Source organism: Terriglobales bacterium, assembly GCA_035624475.1.
Taxonomy (GTDB): Bacteria; Acidobacteriota; Terriglobia; order Terriglobales; family Acidobacteriaceae; genus DASPRL01.
Genome location: DASPRL010000005.1, coordinates 1 through 15,473 on the forward strand (window position 1 = coordinate 1; position 15,473 = coordinate 15,473).

Here is a 15,473-nt window from a genome sequence, read left to right on the forward strand (position 1 = left end):
CCGAAGCTCAGCAGATACCGGCCCTGGAGGTCGAAGATCTGCACGGTGGAGAAGAGCGCTTCAGCCACATAGATGTGCCCTTCCGAGTCCACGGCCACGCCCTTGGGCCGGTTGAAGTAGCCGGAGCCGTCGCCGCTCTCACCGAACTGGGTGACGAACTTGCCCTCCGGCGTGAGCACCTGGACGCGGCAGTTCAGGGTGTCGTTGACGTACAGCCGCCCCTCCCGGTCCACCGCCAGGAAGGTGGGCAGGTTGAACTGGCCGGGGCCGGAGCCCGCCTCGCCGAACTCCTTCACCTGCTTGCCGTCGGTGGTGTAGGCGAAGATCCTCGGCCGCAGTGTGTCCACCACGTACAGCAGGTGGTTGGCGGGATTGAAGGCGATGGAGGCGGGCCGCTTGAAGGCTCCTTCCTCGCCTCCGATGAAGGCCCGGAACTTTCCCTCCGGCGAGTACTGCAGGACGCGCCCCGCGCTGGCGTCGCTGATGTAGAGGTTGCCGGCGTCGTCCACCGCCACCCCCACCGGGGTGCCAAACTCCTTGCCCTTGTAGCCGTGGATGACCTTCACCGACTTCTTCTGCAGGTCGAAGATCTTGACGTCGCCGTCGCCCTCGTCGGCCACGATCAGGCGGCCGCGGCCGTCCACGGTCACCGAGACCGGACGCACCAGCAGGGAGGGATCGCTTTCGCTCTTGGCCCAGTCCAGGAACTTGCGCCACAGCGAGCGCTTCCAGCCGAAGTCGCTGGCCCGCCCGAAGGATTGCAGGTACTGGATGCGCGGGGGATCGGGAGGCTGAGGCCAGACCAGGGCAGTCTGGGCGCCGCTCGCCGGCTTCTTCTGCGCCGTCAACAACGAGGGGCAGGCGGCCACGACCGCCAGCAGCGCCATCCTCCCCACCTTGCTTCTCCAGCGCGTCACTCCGGGTGTTCTCCTGCTATGCAACCTTATCGCAAGCGGGCGCGGATTCTCAAACCTGGCGGTTCCGGCCTGCCCCTTGCCCGGCTCCATGGCTCGCCTCACATGATGTGAAAGGGGAAGCGGACGGTGAACAGAACGCGATTGACGTGCTGCTCGAAGGGCGTTCCCAGGCCGCCGGAGGAGGTCGCGTGCCCGTAGCCGCCGTACAGGGTGAAGCGCCCGAACTTGTAGGCGGCCAGCACTTCGATCTGGGAGTAGCGGTAGTCGGTCTGCTGGGGGAGGAGGAAGAGATCGTCATACTTCGCGTACCGTCCTTCGACCTGCAGGTTGCTCCTCGGTTTCCACATGACTCCGAGACGCGTGCTGTTGATCTCGGTCAGGACCAGCGGGTTGAAGAACGGGGGCAGCAGGTTCTGTTGCGGGCTCTGCTGCTGCTGCTGCTGCTGGCTGAGCAGGGAATCGGGGCCGAAGAAGCGGTCGTTGGAGTCGCTGGCGTTGCGCGCGAAGTACACGCTCAGCCGCGAGCGCGTGGCCATCACCATGAAGCTAGTGCGGTGCAGCCTCAGGTTGGAATTGAAGAAGTCGATCTCGGTGGTGCCGTAATCCATCATCGCCTGCAGGTGGGCGAAGCGGAAGAACGAACTCTCCACCTGCCCGCTCAGCAGGTTGTCGGTGGTGGTGCTGGCGTTGAAGAAGACGGGATTGCTGCGGTGGGCGTAGCGGTAGGAGGCGGTAAAGTGCAGCTTGCGCACGTCCCCGCCGCTGATCCCGTTGTCCAGGCTGAAGCCCACGCCCGAGCTCAGGCTCCCTCCGGCCAGCGTGCTGAAGCGCTGCAGGGCGACGGTGCTGGCGCTGGAATAGGTCAGCTTCCACAACCTCCGGCGGTAGCTCACGCTGCCCCCCACGTTCATGCTTCCGGTGGTGAAGGAGGGCAGCACATTGGGGGAGAGGGAACTGGGCAGCGGCGCGCTGTTGTGGGAATAGCCGAAGGCGGCACCCAGGGTCAGGTTGGAGCGCAGGCGATAGGTGAGCCCGGCCCCGAAGTTCTCGGTGGTGGTGTCGGAGATCAGCGGATTGAAGGGCAGGGGATTGGGCACGTTGTTCAGCGTGGTCAGCAGACCCAGCTCGTTGATGGCATTGTGCGCCAGCGTGAAGTTGTAGTACGAGTCCAGCTTCTCGGTGTGCTTCCAGCTCATGGTGGCGTTCATGGCCAGGGTGCTGTCGCTGGAGCGGCCGCCTCCCGCCTGGGTGAACGAGAAGGTGGAGTACAACTGGTTCACGTCCACCCGGATGCGGTCTCCATGGAAGGTACGGGAGGCGTCGGCCAGGATGGTGTTGTTGCTCTGGGTGAAGTCGCTGATGTTGTTGCTGCTCCAGTTGTAATCGTCGCCCGCCCGCAATTGCCATCCTCCCAGGTTCCGGGTCAGGCTTACGTCGCCGGTGCGATAGCGGTCCTGGTAGGTGGGCCCTCCGCTCACCGTGCTGTCCGTCTCTCCCGAGGAGAAGTTGTAGTTGATCAGGCCCACGGGCAGGTTCTTGATGGCTCCCCGGAACCCCCACAGGCGCTGCACGTCGGAGTAGGGCGCGATCAGGTCGCTGTTGTAGCCGGAGTTGGTCCGGCTGAAGTATACGGAGAAGGGGAAGGAGCGGTCGGGCAGGAAGCTCAGGTTGCCGCTGACGTTGAGCCCGTTGGCCGACGAGCTGCCTTGGTCGACGGCGAAGGCGCCGCGATCGAAGGCCACGCTCACGTCGTAGTCCACCAGCCGCGGGTCGTACAGGTAGCCGTTGGCGTCCAGGCCGAAGTCGGTGTTGAGGTCGTGGTAGGTATCGCCCGACCCGCTCCAATCGGTGCCCGTCCAGCCGAACCCGAAGCCTCCCCAGCCGTTCATGTGCAGGACGAAGCGGCTGGGATTCTGCGCCATCGCCGGCAGGACCAGGAGTCCCACGAGGACCGTCGCGATGGCCAGGCTGCGTTTCATCGTCCCCACCTTCGTCGCCCGTCTCAGTGTCCGCTCTGCGGGGCGGGAGCCGCCTCCACCCGCTCGATGCGGGCGCCCTTCTTCAGGTCCTCCACCAAGGCGCTGCGCAGTTCGCGCGCCCGCTCTTCTTCCAGTTGCGCCTTGAGCAGGCCGCGCACGTCGGCGAACTTCATCTGCTGCGCCGGCTGCCGGCCTTCCACCTTGATCAGGTTGTAGCCGTACTGGGTGCGGAAGGGCTCGCTCACCTTGCCCGCCCCCAGGCTGAAGGCCACCTTCTCGAAGTCCGGCTCCAGGCGGCCGCGGTGCACCCAGCCCAGGTCCCCGCCCTTCACCTTGTAGAAGTCGTCGGAGTATTGCTGGGCCAGCCAACCGAAGTCCTTGCCCGCCTGTGCCTGCTGGTAGATCATCTGCGCCTTCTCTTTGGCCTTGCGTTCCTCGTCCGGGTTCGCCTTGGGATCCAGCGCCACCAGGATCAGCCGCGCCCTGACCTGCTCCGGCCGCTGGAACTTCTTCAGGTTCTTCTGGTAGTAGGCGCGCAGCGCTGCCTCGCTCATGCGCGCCGGCCGCACTACCTTCTGCTGGAACAGGCGCTCCAGGGTCAGGCGCCGTTCCAGGTCCTTGAAGTACTGCTCCTTGGAGATGCCGTGCGCCCGCATGGCCTGATCGAACTCCTTGGCGCCAAACGCGCGCCGCATTCTCTGATACTCGGCCTCGACCTCACTGCGGGGGACGACGGCGTGCGTCTTTTGCGCGCGCTGCCAGGCCAGTTCTTCGACCTCCAGCTCCGCCAGCGCCTTCTCCCGGACCTCGCCCATCTTCTCCGGCCGCAGGCCGCCGTGGGCGGTGTTGCTGGGATACAGCCGCTCCACCTCTTCTGCCAGCTGGCTTTCCGTGATGGGCGCGCCGTTCACCCGCGCCACCACCTGGTCTTGTGCCGCCACCGCCGGCGCCGCCGGGGCATGGCTGGCTACGGCTTGGCCAAAAAGAGAAGCGGAACAGGCCAGCCCGGCTGCCAGGACGAGCAGGAGTAGGGTTGGGGTTGGAGCCGGTCCCGCTGCCGTGCTGCTGTTCCGCTTCTTCATAACAACCTCCTGGGGCCCGTGAAGCTTGTCTGGAGGCCCCGATGCTCCGGGGCCACCGGGTTAAGGGTTACTTGCCGTGACAGGCCAGGCAGAGCTCGCTGCCCGTCGTCGACGCCCGCAGGAAGGGACGATAGGTTGTCCCGTCATGCACGTCGTGACAGGTGGCGCACTGCATCTTGTTGGCGAACAGAGGCAGGAACTTCCCGCTGGACGTGTTCACGCCCGTGCGGGTGCCGCCGAAGCCGTTGGACGCAGTGGTAGGCACCACCAGACTCACCGACTTGCCGGCCAGCGTGGCATCGTAGGTGAAATTGAGGGGGTGCATGTTGCTGATGCCCTCGGCCCCATCGCCCACCAACGCCCCGGAACTGGCCGGGATGAAGACGGGGGTGTTGTTGCCCAGACCGAAGTCCGGGCTGACGTGGCTTCCGGCGGAATACTGGCCCTTGTACACGGTGTTGACGCCCACCGTGCCGTCATGGCAGCTCAGGCACAGGTTGGTGACCACCGCCGAACCCGCTACCGCGCCCCCGACGTCCTGAATGTCGGTTCCCAAGGCATCGAACGACGGGCTGCTGTACTTGCCGTAGCTCGCCTTGGAGGAGAGGTAGTGGTTCCACAGCGGGTACTGGCCGCCCTGGTCTTGGGTGACCAGCGGGTCGCTGTTGTTGGTTTCCGGGTGCGGGGTGTGGCAGTAGTAACAGATCTGCGTGTTACTCTTCGCCTTTGGCCCCGCGGTGGTGCTGGTCGACGACATGTCGTGGCTGCTATTGACGATGTTCTTGATGCGCGAGTACTGTGCGTTCGCGCTCACCGTCAATGCCACAACCATCGCGATCAACAGGAGTAGATATGTACGTTTCATCGCGGTGAGTTCTCCTTTGTGATTTCGTTCGACTGCGAAGAAGCTGGGCCCTTAAGCTCGTTGCTCTTGCCCGGGTCACCTCCCTTCGTATCCGCCGGACGAGCGGGAGCGGTGGCCACCGGGGTGGGCTTGGGCTCCTCCGTCTCTCCGTTCAGCAATTGAAAGATCTGAATCCGTTGGTTGCTCTGGTCAGCCACGTAGATAGTGTTGTTGCGGTCGATGTAGATCCCCGCCGGCAGCCAGAAGGTCCCCGGCACCTGGCCGCCGCTGCCCAGGAACATGAGCAGGCGGTTCTTCTGGTCGAAGACCTGGAAGTTGTCGAAGTCGGAATCCACCACGTAGAGGTTCCCGTAGCTGTCCAGAGCGATGCCCTTGGGCTTGAGGAAGTCGCCCCGCTTCATGCCTTGCTGGCCCAGGGTCTCTACCAGGGAGTACTCCGGGGTGAAGATCTGCACCCGGCAGTTCATGGTGTCGGTCACATAGATCCGGCCCTGGCGGTCGAGGGCGATGTTGGTGGGGAAGTTGAATTCGCCGGGCTGGTCGCCGCGCTTGCCGAACTGGCCGATCAGCGCGCCCGTTTCCGGGTTGTAGACCACGACCTTGTGCTGCTTGGAGTCGACCACGTAGGCCCGCTGCCGGGCCTCGTCCAGCACGACATCGGTGGGATTCACCAGCTCGCCCGTCCGCCCCAGCGTCATCACCACGTTGCCTTCGCCGTCGAAGGCCACCACGTGCTGGCCCACCGGGTCCGCCACCCATACCCGGTCCTTGCTGTCCACGGTGATGCCGATGGGCACCATCAGCCGCAACTGCGGCGTGCGCCCCAGGTAGCTCACCTTCTTGCTCTTGGTGTCGAGGACGAAGACCAGGCCCTGGCCGCTGTCGGTCACGTAGATGCGGCCCTTGGAGTCGGTGGCGATGCCGTAGGGCTTCACGAAGCCGGGCTTGATGTCGTTCTTCTCGATCCCTGCCAGCCGGTCCAGGAAGCCCGCCTTCTTGGCCGGCTCCACGTCGCCCGCGCCGTAGATCGCGCCCACGTACTTGATGCGCGGCTTGTCGGGGGGCACCGGCCACACCAGGTTGATGTTCTTGGGCTCGCCGTTCTCCTTCTTCTTGCCCGCCCAGGCCGTAGCCGGAAGCAGCAGGGCCAGCAGGCCCACTGTCGCCACCCATCTCCGCGTGCGCGCTTGCGTCCGATTCGGTTTCACGGCCGTCCTCCTACTGGTGGCACTTGGTGCACAGGTCGAGGTCGTTCTTGATGTCCGCAGGCATCAGGAATTGGGTCTTGGAGCTGTGGGGCTGGTGGCAGCTCAGGCAAGTCATCTGGGTGCCCTTGGCCCGGGGGTCTGGACCGGTGAAGGGGTGGCCCATGATGGGGTGGCCGCTGGCGCCGCCACGGTCCAGCCCCAGCTTGGGGGCCTTGCCGTACTCCTGCACGCTGATGGTCTGGTTGCCGGGCAGAGTGACCGTGCCCGTCTCCCCGCTGAGCGTCACTCCCGGCTGTTGGGTGCCGTGACAACTGAAGCAGAGCTGAACCACGGGCTGGCGCAACTGCTTGGGATTGTCGCTGGTATGCGGATCATGGCAGACCACGCACTGCCCCTGGTCGTAGGGCTGGTGCCGGACCGCGTCCTGCGATTTCTCGTGGCAGGTGAAACACAGCTCTTCTTTGGGCGCGACCAGGTTGACCGTGGTGACGTTGTTCTCGGTCTTGACCTCGTGGCAGGTGGTGCAACCCATGGCGATGGCCGAGTGCACCGCCTTGCCCTTGGTCTTGTCTTCGTGGCAGGTGGCGCAGTCGGTGTCCTTTTCCAGGGGAACCGGGTGCTCGGCGGCCGCGACGGGGAGGGCCAATGCCAGAAACGCCAGCACCAGCGTCGAGATCTTCTTCACGCTCATACTCCAACCCCCACTCGGGAATAAGCACGAACCAAGCCGCAGGGGGGGTGGACGGGTGAGGTCGCTCGCGCGTAGCGCAAGTGGTTACTGCTCTGCAACTTAGAAGAGATCCGCTGAGGCTGGTCACTTGCCAGCTGTTGAACTTTTAAGCAGGGAAGTGGGCCTTCTTCCGCACCTCAAGGTGAAATACCCCACCTCGCCCGGTTCTGGAGACTGAGGGGCCGAGATTAGCGCTAGCCCTTTCCTTCCTTCGACTTAGGTGTTCTCGCCCATGGCCGGCCAGTGCAGAGGGTCATATGGCCCACTCGAAGACCTTCAATTCGGCTGGGTTGCCGGGTCAACCAGTTGACCCCGCTAGAGTTAGCAGGCGCACGTCACTCTGGTTCGTGACGTGCCTTCCATCTCTGGCGGAGGGTTGGGTATGGCTCCGAATCTTCATCCCGAGCGCCAGCGTGTCTGGCAGAGCCTGGCCTCGGTGCGCACCGGAATCATTCTTCTCATCCTGGTGGGAGTGGTGGCCGCGGCCGGCACAGTCATCCTGCAGCGGCCCGCCACCGATCCTGAGCAGATGCAGCGCGCCTATTCTCCCGGACTCCTGCGCTGGCTCGACGCTCTGGGCCTGACCAACGTCTTTCACAGTTGGTGGTTCGCGGTGCTGCTGGGGCTGCTCTGCCTGAGCATCGTGTTGGCCTCCCTGGAGCGCTTTCCCGCCGTGTGGCGTTACTTCGCGCGGCCCTATCGCCGGCCGGAACCGCACTTCCGCGCCGTGCTGCCCTTGAAATACGAGATCCGGATCCGCAATCCCGAGCGCGGCCTCGGGGCCGCCGAGCAGGCCCTGCGCCAAATGGGCTTCCGGCCCGAGCGCATCGCCGGGGGTGAGGACGGCGAAGACTCCCTTTACGCCGAGCGCAACCGCTTCGCCCGGCTGGCCGCCTACGTGGTGCACGTCAGCCTGCTGCTGATCCTGCTGGGCGGCATCGTGGATTCGGTCTGGGGATACCGCGGCTTCCTCAATCTCACCCGCGGCCAGCAGGCCGGCCAGATCGAGCTCGCCGACGGCAGCACGCGTCCCATGCCCTTCACCCTGCGCTGCGACGGCGTCGGCCAGGAGAACTACGCCGACGGCACTCCCAAGCGCTGGTGGTCGAAGCTGGTGGTGCTGCAGGACGGCCGCGAGGTCGCGCGCAAGGAGATCGCCGTCAACGATCCCCTGGTATACGGCGGCCTCCGCTTCTTCCAGGCCAACTACGGCCGCACCGCCGACGTCGCCGCCGTGAAGTTCGTGGCTACCCCCAAAGGGGGCGGCAAGCCGGAGCCTCTCGTGCTGGGTCCGGGCGAGCCCGTCACCTTGAGCGACGGCACCCGCGTCCGCCTGGAGCGCTTCGTCCCCGACTTCTACGTGCGCGACAACCAGATCTACACCCGCTCCGAGGAAGCGAATAACCCCGCCATCCAGCTCAGCCTGACCTCCAAGTCGGGCGAGTCCAAGCTCTGGATCTTCCCCAACTATCCCGAGTACTCCCAGGCTGCCGAGGCGCCCTACGACTTCCAGTTCCAGGACTTGGAGATGGGCTACTTCACCGGGCTGCAAGTGTCGCACGAGCCCGGGCAATGGGCGGTGTGGGCCGGATGCCTGTTGATGGGAGGAGGGCTGATCCTGGCCTTCTACTTCGTCCACATGCGCTTCTGGGTGATGCCCATCAGCGACGGCGAAGGCCGCCGGGTGCTCTGGGTGGGTGCCTCGCCCAGCAAGAACCGCGAGGACTTCGAGGAGCGCTTCCGCGCCCTGGTGCACGAGATCGAGAAGAACCTGAAGACCGAGGCCGCCGCCGGCGCCGCCGTGCGCGCAGCCTCCCTGGCCGGCGTGGCCGGCCGCTGACGGAGGAAGAACCATGGCTCGTGAACGCGTAGCAACTCATCCCGGCGCGCGCGGCAACACCCTGCTGGTGCTGCTGAGCCTGACCGTGGTCACCTTGCTGTTCGTGGCCTTCCTGGGCAACGTGAAGAGCGGCAATCTGGTGAGCGAGGCCAGCCTGCTCTACGTGACCCTGATCTTCTACGGCGCCGCCACCGCCCTCTACTTGGCCTTCGGCGTCACCGGTCTGGAGCGCTACGTGCGCTTCGCCCTGGGCTCGACCTGGCTCGGCTTCCTGGCCAACACCCTGGCCTTCGCGCACCGCTGGTGGACGGCCGGCCATCCGCCCTTCTCCAGCATCTACGAGATGCTGCTCAGCTTCGTGTGGACGCTGGCCGCGCTCACCCTGGTCGCCGAGCGCCGCTTCGCCGTGCGGGTACTGGGGACGGTGACCATGCCGCTGGCGGTGGTGGGCGTGGTCCTCATGCAACTGCTACCCAGCGAAGTGCGGCCGCTGGTGCCCGCCCTGCAGTCCACCTGGCTGCACGTGCACGTCACCTTCGCTATGCTGGCCTACGCCGCCTGCGCCGTCAGCTTCGCCCTGGCGCTCATGTTCCTCATCCAGGACCGTATGCACACCGACACCTTCCTGGCGGTGACCAGCGCCCTCTCCACCGGCATCTACCTGGGCATGTTGACCCGCTTCGCACCCGCGGGCGGGCTGCGGGTCATCGCTTGGGACTTTGCCGAGCGCCGGGAGGTGTTCCTGGCTCCGCAGGCACGGCTGTTTGTCGTCATCCCCGATCTGGGCTGGCTTTTCCTGGCGGTGACGGTGGCGGTGGCCGCGCCTCTGGCCCTCTACGTCTGGTCGCGCTGGAGGAAGGACGAGCGCGCGCTGAACTGGGCCAATAGCGCCTTCTATCTGGGCCTGCTCTTCCAAGCCCTGGCCCTGACGGCTTTCGTGCTGCGCGCCCGCGGCGGCAACTACGCCTCCCTGGAAGCCGAGGGCCTGTACCCGACCTCGCTCTCCGCCAGCCCCTTCCTGCTGGCCGGGCTGGTGGGCGGGATCTTCGCTTCCGTGCTCTACCTGATGCTCTACTGGCGGCGGCACGACCTGGAGCGCCTGCTGCCCTCCGCCGACGCCTTGGACCGGCTGACCTACAAGACCATCGGCATCGCCTTCCCCCTCCTCACCCTGATGATCGCCGCCGGCGCCTACTGGGCCAACCGTACCTGGGGCGCCTACTGGAGCTGGGACCAGAAAGAGACCTGGGCGGCCATCACCTGGCTGGTCTACGCCGGCTACCTGCACATGCGCATCACCCGCGGCTGGCGGGGGCGCCGCGCCGCCTACTTCGCCATCCTGGGCTTCGCGGTCGTGATCTTCACCTTCTTCGGGGTTACCTACTTGCTCGGTGGCCTGCACGCCTACGCCTGAGGCGCGGCGGCAGCAGGGACTGCACCGCAAACCAGGAGGCCGGGTTCGCTCCCGGCCTCCGGTGCGTCTGCGCTAAGATACCCCTTGTGACGTAGGTCACAGTGGGCTGTGTCGCCCCTGTGCCATCCTTTTTCCGCACCCGGATGCCCGTCCTGCGGGTCCGGGGACAAGGGTCTGCTGTGAGTCTGCCCCGCATCAATTGGCGCCTGAAGGCCATCCTGCCGGTGGTGGGTGTGCTCTGTGCCGGCCTGCTGGGCTTCGTGTGGGCCACCGTCTCGGTGCAGGGACCGGAGCGCGCGACCGTGCGCCTGGTGGCCACCTTCGGAGCCTTTGTCATCTGCGCCGTCATCCTGGTGGTGCTGGCGGTGCTGGTAGAGCATCCCTTGGTCGAGTTGCAGGAGAAGATCGCGCGCCTGCGCCAGGGCGACATGAGCGTGCAGGTCGGGTTCGCCCGCCGCAACGACGAGATCGGCGACCTGGGGCGCAACTTCAACGAGATGGTGCGCCAGTTGCGCGAGAGCCGGGAAGAGATCCAGCGTCTCTACCGCACCCAGATGTCGCGCGCCGAGCACTTCGCCACCCTGGGCGAACTGGCCGCGGGCCTCGCGCACGAGATCCGCAACCCGCTGGCCGGCATCGCCGGAGTGATGAACATCGTGGCCCGCGACCTGCCCGCCTCCAGCGCCGCCCGCGACGTGGTGGGCGACGTGCAGCAGGAGATCCAGCACATCAACCGCATCGTCTCCGACCTGCTGAGCCTGGCGCGGCCCAAGCCGCCGGAGCTGCGCCCCGCCGACCTGAACGCCACCGCCGAGCACGCTTTCACCCTGGCGCGGCAGCAGGCTTCGGCCCGCGAGATCGACTTCGACCTGGTCCGCGCCGAGGGCCTGCCCCTGGTCGAGCATGACGTCGGGCAGATCCAGCAGGTGGTACTCAACCTGCTGCTGAACGCCATCCAGGCCATCGAGCGCGAGGGCAAGGTGGGACTGCGGTTGGGCCAGCAGAACGGCCACGCCACCATCACCGTCTCCGACACCGGCCGCGGCATCCCACCGGAGCATCTGCCCAACATCTTCCGCCCCTTCTACACCACCAAGCGGCAAGGGACGGGCCTGGGACTCTCGCTGGCGCGCCGCATCGTCGAGGAGCACGGCGGGCGGGTCGAGGTGGAGAGCACCCCCGGCCAGGGCGCCCGCTTCATCCTGCGGCTGCCCCTGCGCCGCCCCGAGGCCGGGAGGGACGGTACTTCCGTAGTAGAGTAGGAGCCATGGCAGGGGAACGCATCCTCATCGTGGACGACGAGAGACTGGTTCGCTGGTCCCTGCGCCAGAAGTGTGAAGAGTGGGGCTACCTGGTGCTGGAAGCCGAGACCGGGACCTCCGGCCTCAACACCGCCCACAACGAGACCCCCGACCTGGTCCTGCTGGATGTCCGCCTGCCCGACCTCAGCGGCCTGGAGGTGCTGGAGCAGCTCAAGAAGTCGGGCGACGCCCGCGCCGTCATCATGATCACCGCCGACCCGCAACTGGACGACGTCAAGGCGGCGCTCAAGCTGGGCGCCTACGATTTCGTGGGCAAACCCCTGGACTTCGACGAGCTCAATGTCGTGGTCAAGAACGCGCTTGAGGCCACCCGTCTGCGGCACGAGGTGGAGTCGCTGCGCGGCGAGGTCCGCCGCCACACCGGCTACCACGAGGTGGTTGGCGTCTCCGCCAAGATGACCGAGCTGATGAGCTTCGTGCACAAGGTCGCGGTCAGCGAGGCCACCACCATCCTCATCCAGGGGGAGAGCGGCACCGGCAAGGACCTGGTTGCCAAGGCCATCCACTACCAGAGCCACCGCCAGGACAAGCCCTTCGTGGCTATCAACTGCTCCGCCATCCCCGAGACCCTGATGGAAGCCGAGCTCTTCGGCCACGAGCGCGGCGCCTTCACCGACGCCAAGGCCATGAAGAAAGGCCTGTTCGAGGTGGCCGACGGCGGCACCCTCTTCCTGGACGAGATCGGCGAGCTCTCGCCTTTCCTGCAGGCCAAGCTGCTGCGCGTGCTGGAGGACCAGGTGATCCGGCGCGTGGGCGGGGTGAAGGACATGCAGGTGGACGTGCGCGTCATCGCCGCCAGCAACCGCGACCTGGAGCGCGCCGTCGAGGAAGGCGGCTTCCGCCGCGACCTCTACTACCGGCTGGCCATCATCTCCATCTTCATTCCGCCGCTGCGCGACCGCAAGGAAGACATCGCGCCCCTGGTGGAGTTCTTCGTCGAGCACTACAACCGAAAGTTCCGGAAGAACATCCGCGGGCTGGCCGACGAGACCCGCCGCCTGCTGCAGAACCACGATTGGCCGGGCAACGTGCGCGAACTTAAGAACGCCATCGAGCGCGCCATGATCCTGGAAGACGAGACCATCCTCCATCCCACCTATCTGCCCTTCAGCGTGGCCCAACGCAACGCGGGCGTGACCGCCTTCCAGAGTGTCTCCTCCGCCAACGGCGACCAGGAGCTGCCCGGCGGACGTTCGCTGCCCCGCCTCTCCATCCCGGCGGGCGGCACCTCGCTGGAGGAGATCGAGCGTGCCATGGTGGAGCTGGCGCTCGCGCAGGCCAATGGCAACCAGACCCAAGCCGCCCGCCTGCTCGACATCAGCCGCGACGCCCTGCGCTACAAGATCAAGAAGTTCGGCCTCACCCACGGCGAGGAAGAAGAGCCCGCCGACTCCTCCACCACCGCCGGCCTGGCGTAGGCCTTCCCGTTGTCCGGCTGAACTGCTCCAAAAAGGGGGAGCCCGGATCCCACGCCGGGGCTGGCGTCTGCGGGTCCGGGCTCCAGGGGCCGCTTGCTTGGCCCGAAGGGGCGGGATGTTACTGCGGGAAACCTTTGCCGCTCTGGGCGTGCTTGATCAGCACCTCCACCTTCTGCCGGTCGGGATAATCGGGGTTGAGTTCGAGCAACTTCTTCCAGAGGGCGATCGCCCCCTTGGGGTCCTTCAGCCCCTGCCACTTCACGACGCCCAGATTGAAGAGGGTGTTGGCATGCTTGGGATCGATCTGGAGCGCCTTTTCGTACTCTTTCACCGCGCTCTCCGGCTTGCCCAGGTACCAGTAGGCGGTGGCCATGTCGCTGCGCACGTTGACGTCGTTGGGCCGCACTTCCAGCGCCTGGGCGTAGTACTGGATGGCTTTCTCGAAGGCCTGGTGGTCGTAGTAGAGGTTGCCCAACTGGATGAGAGCGTCGGCGTCGCTGGGGTCGCTCTTGAGCTTGGCCAGTTGCGGCGCGGCCATGGCCGACAGAGCGTCCGCCGACGGCATGTCCGGCGTTCCCGCCGGTGTTCCCGCGGCCGCCACCGTGGAAGGCGCCGGCTGCGCCGGCGAGGAGCCGCGGAACAGGTAGCCCAGCAGCAGTCCCGACAGCAGGCAGACCAGGGCCAGCACGTACACCTGGGCGTTGGTCCAGGTGGGCCGGGGCCGCTCTTCCTCCAGATCCATCTGTTTGCGCATGATCCTCTCCTCCTAGCCGGCGACCGCCGCCCGCGGCTGTTCCTTCTCGCTGTCTTCCAGGTGGAACAGCCGCTGCACCGCGCTGGTCAATTGGTCCTGTTCGACGCTGCTGGGCAGCTTGAGTTCGCGCGCCAGCGAACCCGACAGCCGGTGCACGATGCGCACGGTCAGTACCTTCAAGGCCTGCTCTTCCGGGATGGCCACCGGCCCGAAATCCCTGCGATAGCGTTCCAGCTCGTCCTGGCAGATCTGCTCCAGGCGGTTGCGCAGGGCCACGATGGTGGGCACCACCCGCTCCGCCGCCAGCTTCTGCTTGAACTGGTGGGTCTCGCTGTGCACGATCTTCTCCGCCTCGGCAGCGGCGGCGTTGCGCTCCTTGATGTTCTTGGAGATGACCTGGTCGAGGTCGTCGATGTCATAGAGGAAGACGCCCGCCACCTGCCGCACCTCGGGGTCGATGTCCCGGGGCACTGCGATGTCGATCAGGAACAGCGGCCGGCCCTCGCGCTCCTTGGCGATGCGCTCCGCGTCCTCGCGGGTCAGCACCAGGTGGGGGCAACCGGTGGAGCTGAGCACGATGTCGGCGGCCAGCAGGTACTGCCAGCGGTCCTCGAAGCGCCCGGGGATGCCGCCCAGCTTCTCCGCCACCTCGGCCGCGTGCTCGAAGGTGCGGTTGATCACGCGCACCTCGGCGGCACCGCTGTTGACCAGGTAGCGCGCCGAGAGTTCGCTCATCTTGCCCGCGCCCATCACCAGCACCTTGCGGCCGTCGAGCGAGCCGAAGAGCTGCTTGGCCAATTCCACCGCGGCGTAGGGCACTGAGACCGCCGCGCTGCCCACCGCGGTCTCGTTGCGCACCCGCTTGGAGACGGTCAAGGCCTTTTGGAAGACGGCGTCCAGGAAGCGCCCGGTGGTGCCCGCCTGCTGCGCCTTGGTCCAGGCGCCCTTCACCTGGCCCACGATCTCAGGTTCGCCCACCACCATCGAATCCAGGCTGGAGGTCACGCGGAAGACGTGCAGCAGCGCCGCCTCGTCCATCAGGCGGTAGAAGTGCTTCCACTCGCAGAGGCGCAGGCCGTAATGCTTGGTCAGGAAGTTGAGCACCGAGGTGGCGGCGGTGGCGAAGTCGCTGGTCCAGAGCACGAACTCGGTGCGGTTGCAGGTGGCCAGCACCACCACCTCTTCGATCCCTTCCGCCTGGTGCAGTTGGTGCAGGGCTTCATAGCGCCGGTCTTCGCTGATCCAGAAGCGCTCGCGCACGGCCACGGGGGAAGAGCGGTAGTTCAGGCCGATTACCACCAATGTCGGTTCCAAGGCGGTCCTCCCTGGGAAAACCCTCTACGCCTGGAGAAAGGCACCCCCCTTGCCAAAGTGGCTGCCGCCCCAACACGGAAATAATCGTCCTGTTTTCAATGTCTTACAGAGGCAACTCTGCAGGAAGAAACGGGCTTCTTAGTGAGCAGGTTGCGGGATATGGCGCGGAGGGAGGGGTATTTCGCACCGTCCCGCGCGACCTGGATTCCTCGTGGAGCTTGTAAGCTGTTGTTATTGCGATGAGTAATTCAGCAGGCAAGTGGCACGGCAGTTGCCCTAGAATAGGCGGGACGTTCGTCCCAGTCGCGACTTCCTAAACGGAGACTCTATGAAAGCGATCGTGAAAGTAGCAGTTCTGCTGATGGTTCTGGGCTTGGTCCTTTCGACGTCGGCGCTGGCTGCCGGCCCGGGGGCCGACACCTTCAAGGCCAAGTGCGCCATGTGTCACGGTGCGGATGGGGCGGGCAAGGCCGCCATCGGCACAAAGGACCTAGGCTCGGCCGACGTCCAGAAGCAGACCGACGCCCAGCTCACCGACATCATCACCAAGGGCAAACCGCCCAAGATGCCGGCCTACGGTGGCAAGCTGAGCGAGGACGAGATCAAGAACCTGGTGGCCTTCATTCGCAG

The 15,473-nt window shown here is 65.9% G+C and carries 13 protein-coding genes; 5 read left to right on the top strand and 8 right to left on the bottom strand.

Annotation, left to right across the window (positions count from 1 at the left end; all coding sequences use genetic code 11):
- From VEG08_00305 to VEG08_00330, 6 genes are all read right to left on the bottom strand, one after another.
- The coding region (locus tag VEG08_00305) for a 6-bladed beta-propeller (GenBank protein ID HXZ26418.1) at positions 1-917 on the bottom strand (917 nt) is incomplete at its 3' end.
- 98 nt (positions 918-1,015) lie between these two features.
- Entirely contained in the window at positions 1,016-2,896 is a 1,881-nt protein-coding gene (locus VEG08_00310) for a hypothetical protein (protein HXZ26419.1), read from the bottom strand.
- 23 nt (positions 2,897-2,919) lie between these two features.
- Positions 2,920-3,978, bottom strand: coding sequence for a peptidylprolyl isomerase (locus VEG08_00315; protein HXZ26420.1), 1,059 nt, complete (start codon positions 3,976-3,978; stop codon positions 2,920-2,922).
- A gap of 67 nt (positions 3,979-4,045) precedes the next feature.
- On the bottom strand, positions 4,046-4,792 hold the full coding sequence (locus tag VEG08_00320; protein ID HXZ26421.1) for a cytochrome c3 family protein: 747 nt from the start codon (positions 4,790-4,792) through the stop codon (positions 4,046-4,048).
- 47 nt (positions 4,793-4,839) lie between these two features.
- Positions 4,840-6,012, bottom strand: coding sequence for a 6-bladed beta-propeller (locus VEG08_00325; GenBank protein ID HXZ26422.1), 1,173 nt, complete (start codon positions 6,010-6,012; stop codon positions 4,840-4,842).
- Positions 6,013-6,061: 49 nt separating this feature from the next.
- A complete protein-coding gene (locus tag VEG08_00330) occupies positions 6,062-6,736 on the bottom strand; it encodes a cytochrome c3 family protein (protein ID HXZ26423.1) in 675 nt (224 codons plus the stop codon).
- Between the two features lie 427 nt (positions 6,737-7,163).
- Here VEG08_00330 and VEG08_00335 point away from each other — a divergent pair, with 427 nt between their 5' ends.
- The 4 genes from VEG08_00335 to VEG08_00350 all read left to right on the top strand — a co-directional run bounded on the left by VEG08_00335 (position 7,164) and on the right by VEG08_00350 (position 12,775).
- A complete protein-coding gene (locus VEG08_00335; protein ID HXZ26424.1) occupies positions 7,164-8,621 on the top strand; it encodes a cytochrome c biogenesis protein ResB in 1,458 nt (485 codons plus the stop codon).
- Between the two features lie 13 nt (positions 8,622-8,634).
- Complete coding sequence (ccsB, locus tag VEG08_00340) at positions 8,635-10,035, top strand: c-type cytochrome biogenesis protein CcsB (GenBank protein ID HXZ26425.1); 1,401 nt, start codon at positions 8,635-8,637, stop codon at positions 10,033-10,035.
- A gap of 179 nt (positions 10,036-10,214) precedes the next feature.
- On the top strand, positions 10,215-11,297 hold the full coding sequence (locus tag VEG08_00345; protein ID HXZ26426.1) for an ATP-binding protein: 1,083 nt from the start codon (positions 10,215-10,217) through the stop codon (positions 11,295-11,297).
- 5 nt (positions 11,298-11,302) lie between these two features.
- Complete coding sequence (locus tag VEG08_00350) at positions 11,303-12,775, top strand: sigma-54 dependent transcriptional regulator (GenBank protein HXZ26427.1); 1,473 nt, start codon at positions 11,303-11,305, stop codon at positions 12,773-12,775.
- A gap of 118 nt (positions 12,776-12,893) precedes the next feature.
- Here the strand turns inward: VEG08_00350 and VEG08_00355 are convergent, their stop codons facing one another.
- Positions 12,894-13,529: a tetratricopeptide repeat protein gene (locus VEG08_00355; protein HXZ26428.1), complete on the bottom strand. Its 636-nt coding sequence runs from the start codon at positions 13,527-13,529 to the stop codon at positions 12,894-12,896.
- A 12-nt stretch (positions 13,530-13,541) separates the two neighbouring features.
- Positions 13,542-14,843, bottom strand: a complete 1,302-nt coding sequence (hemA, locus tag VEG08_00360) for a glutamyl-tRNA reductase (protein HXZ26429.1) — start codon at positions 14,841-14,843, stop codon at positions 13,542-13,544.
- A 328-nt stretch (positions 14,844-15,171) separates the two neighbouring features.
- On the opposite strand from hemA, the gene VEG08_00365 reads away from it, so the two are divergent.
- Positions 15,172-15,473, top strand: a 302-nt coding sequence (locus tag VEG08_00365; protein ID HXZ26430.1) for a cytochrome c, incomplete at its 3' end; no start/stop codon positions are given.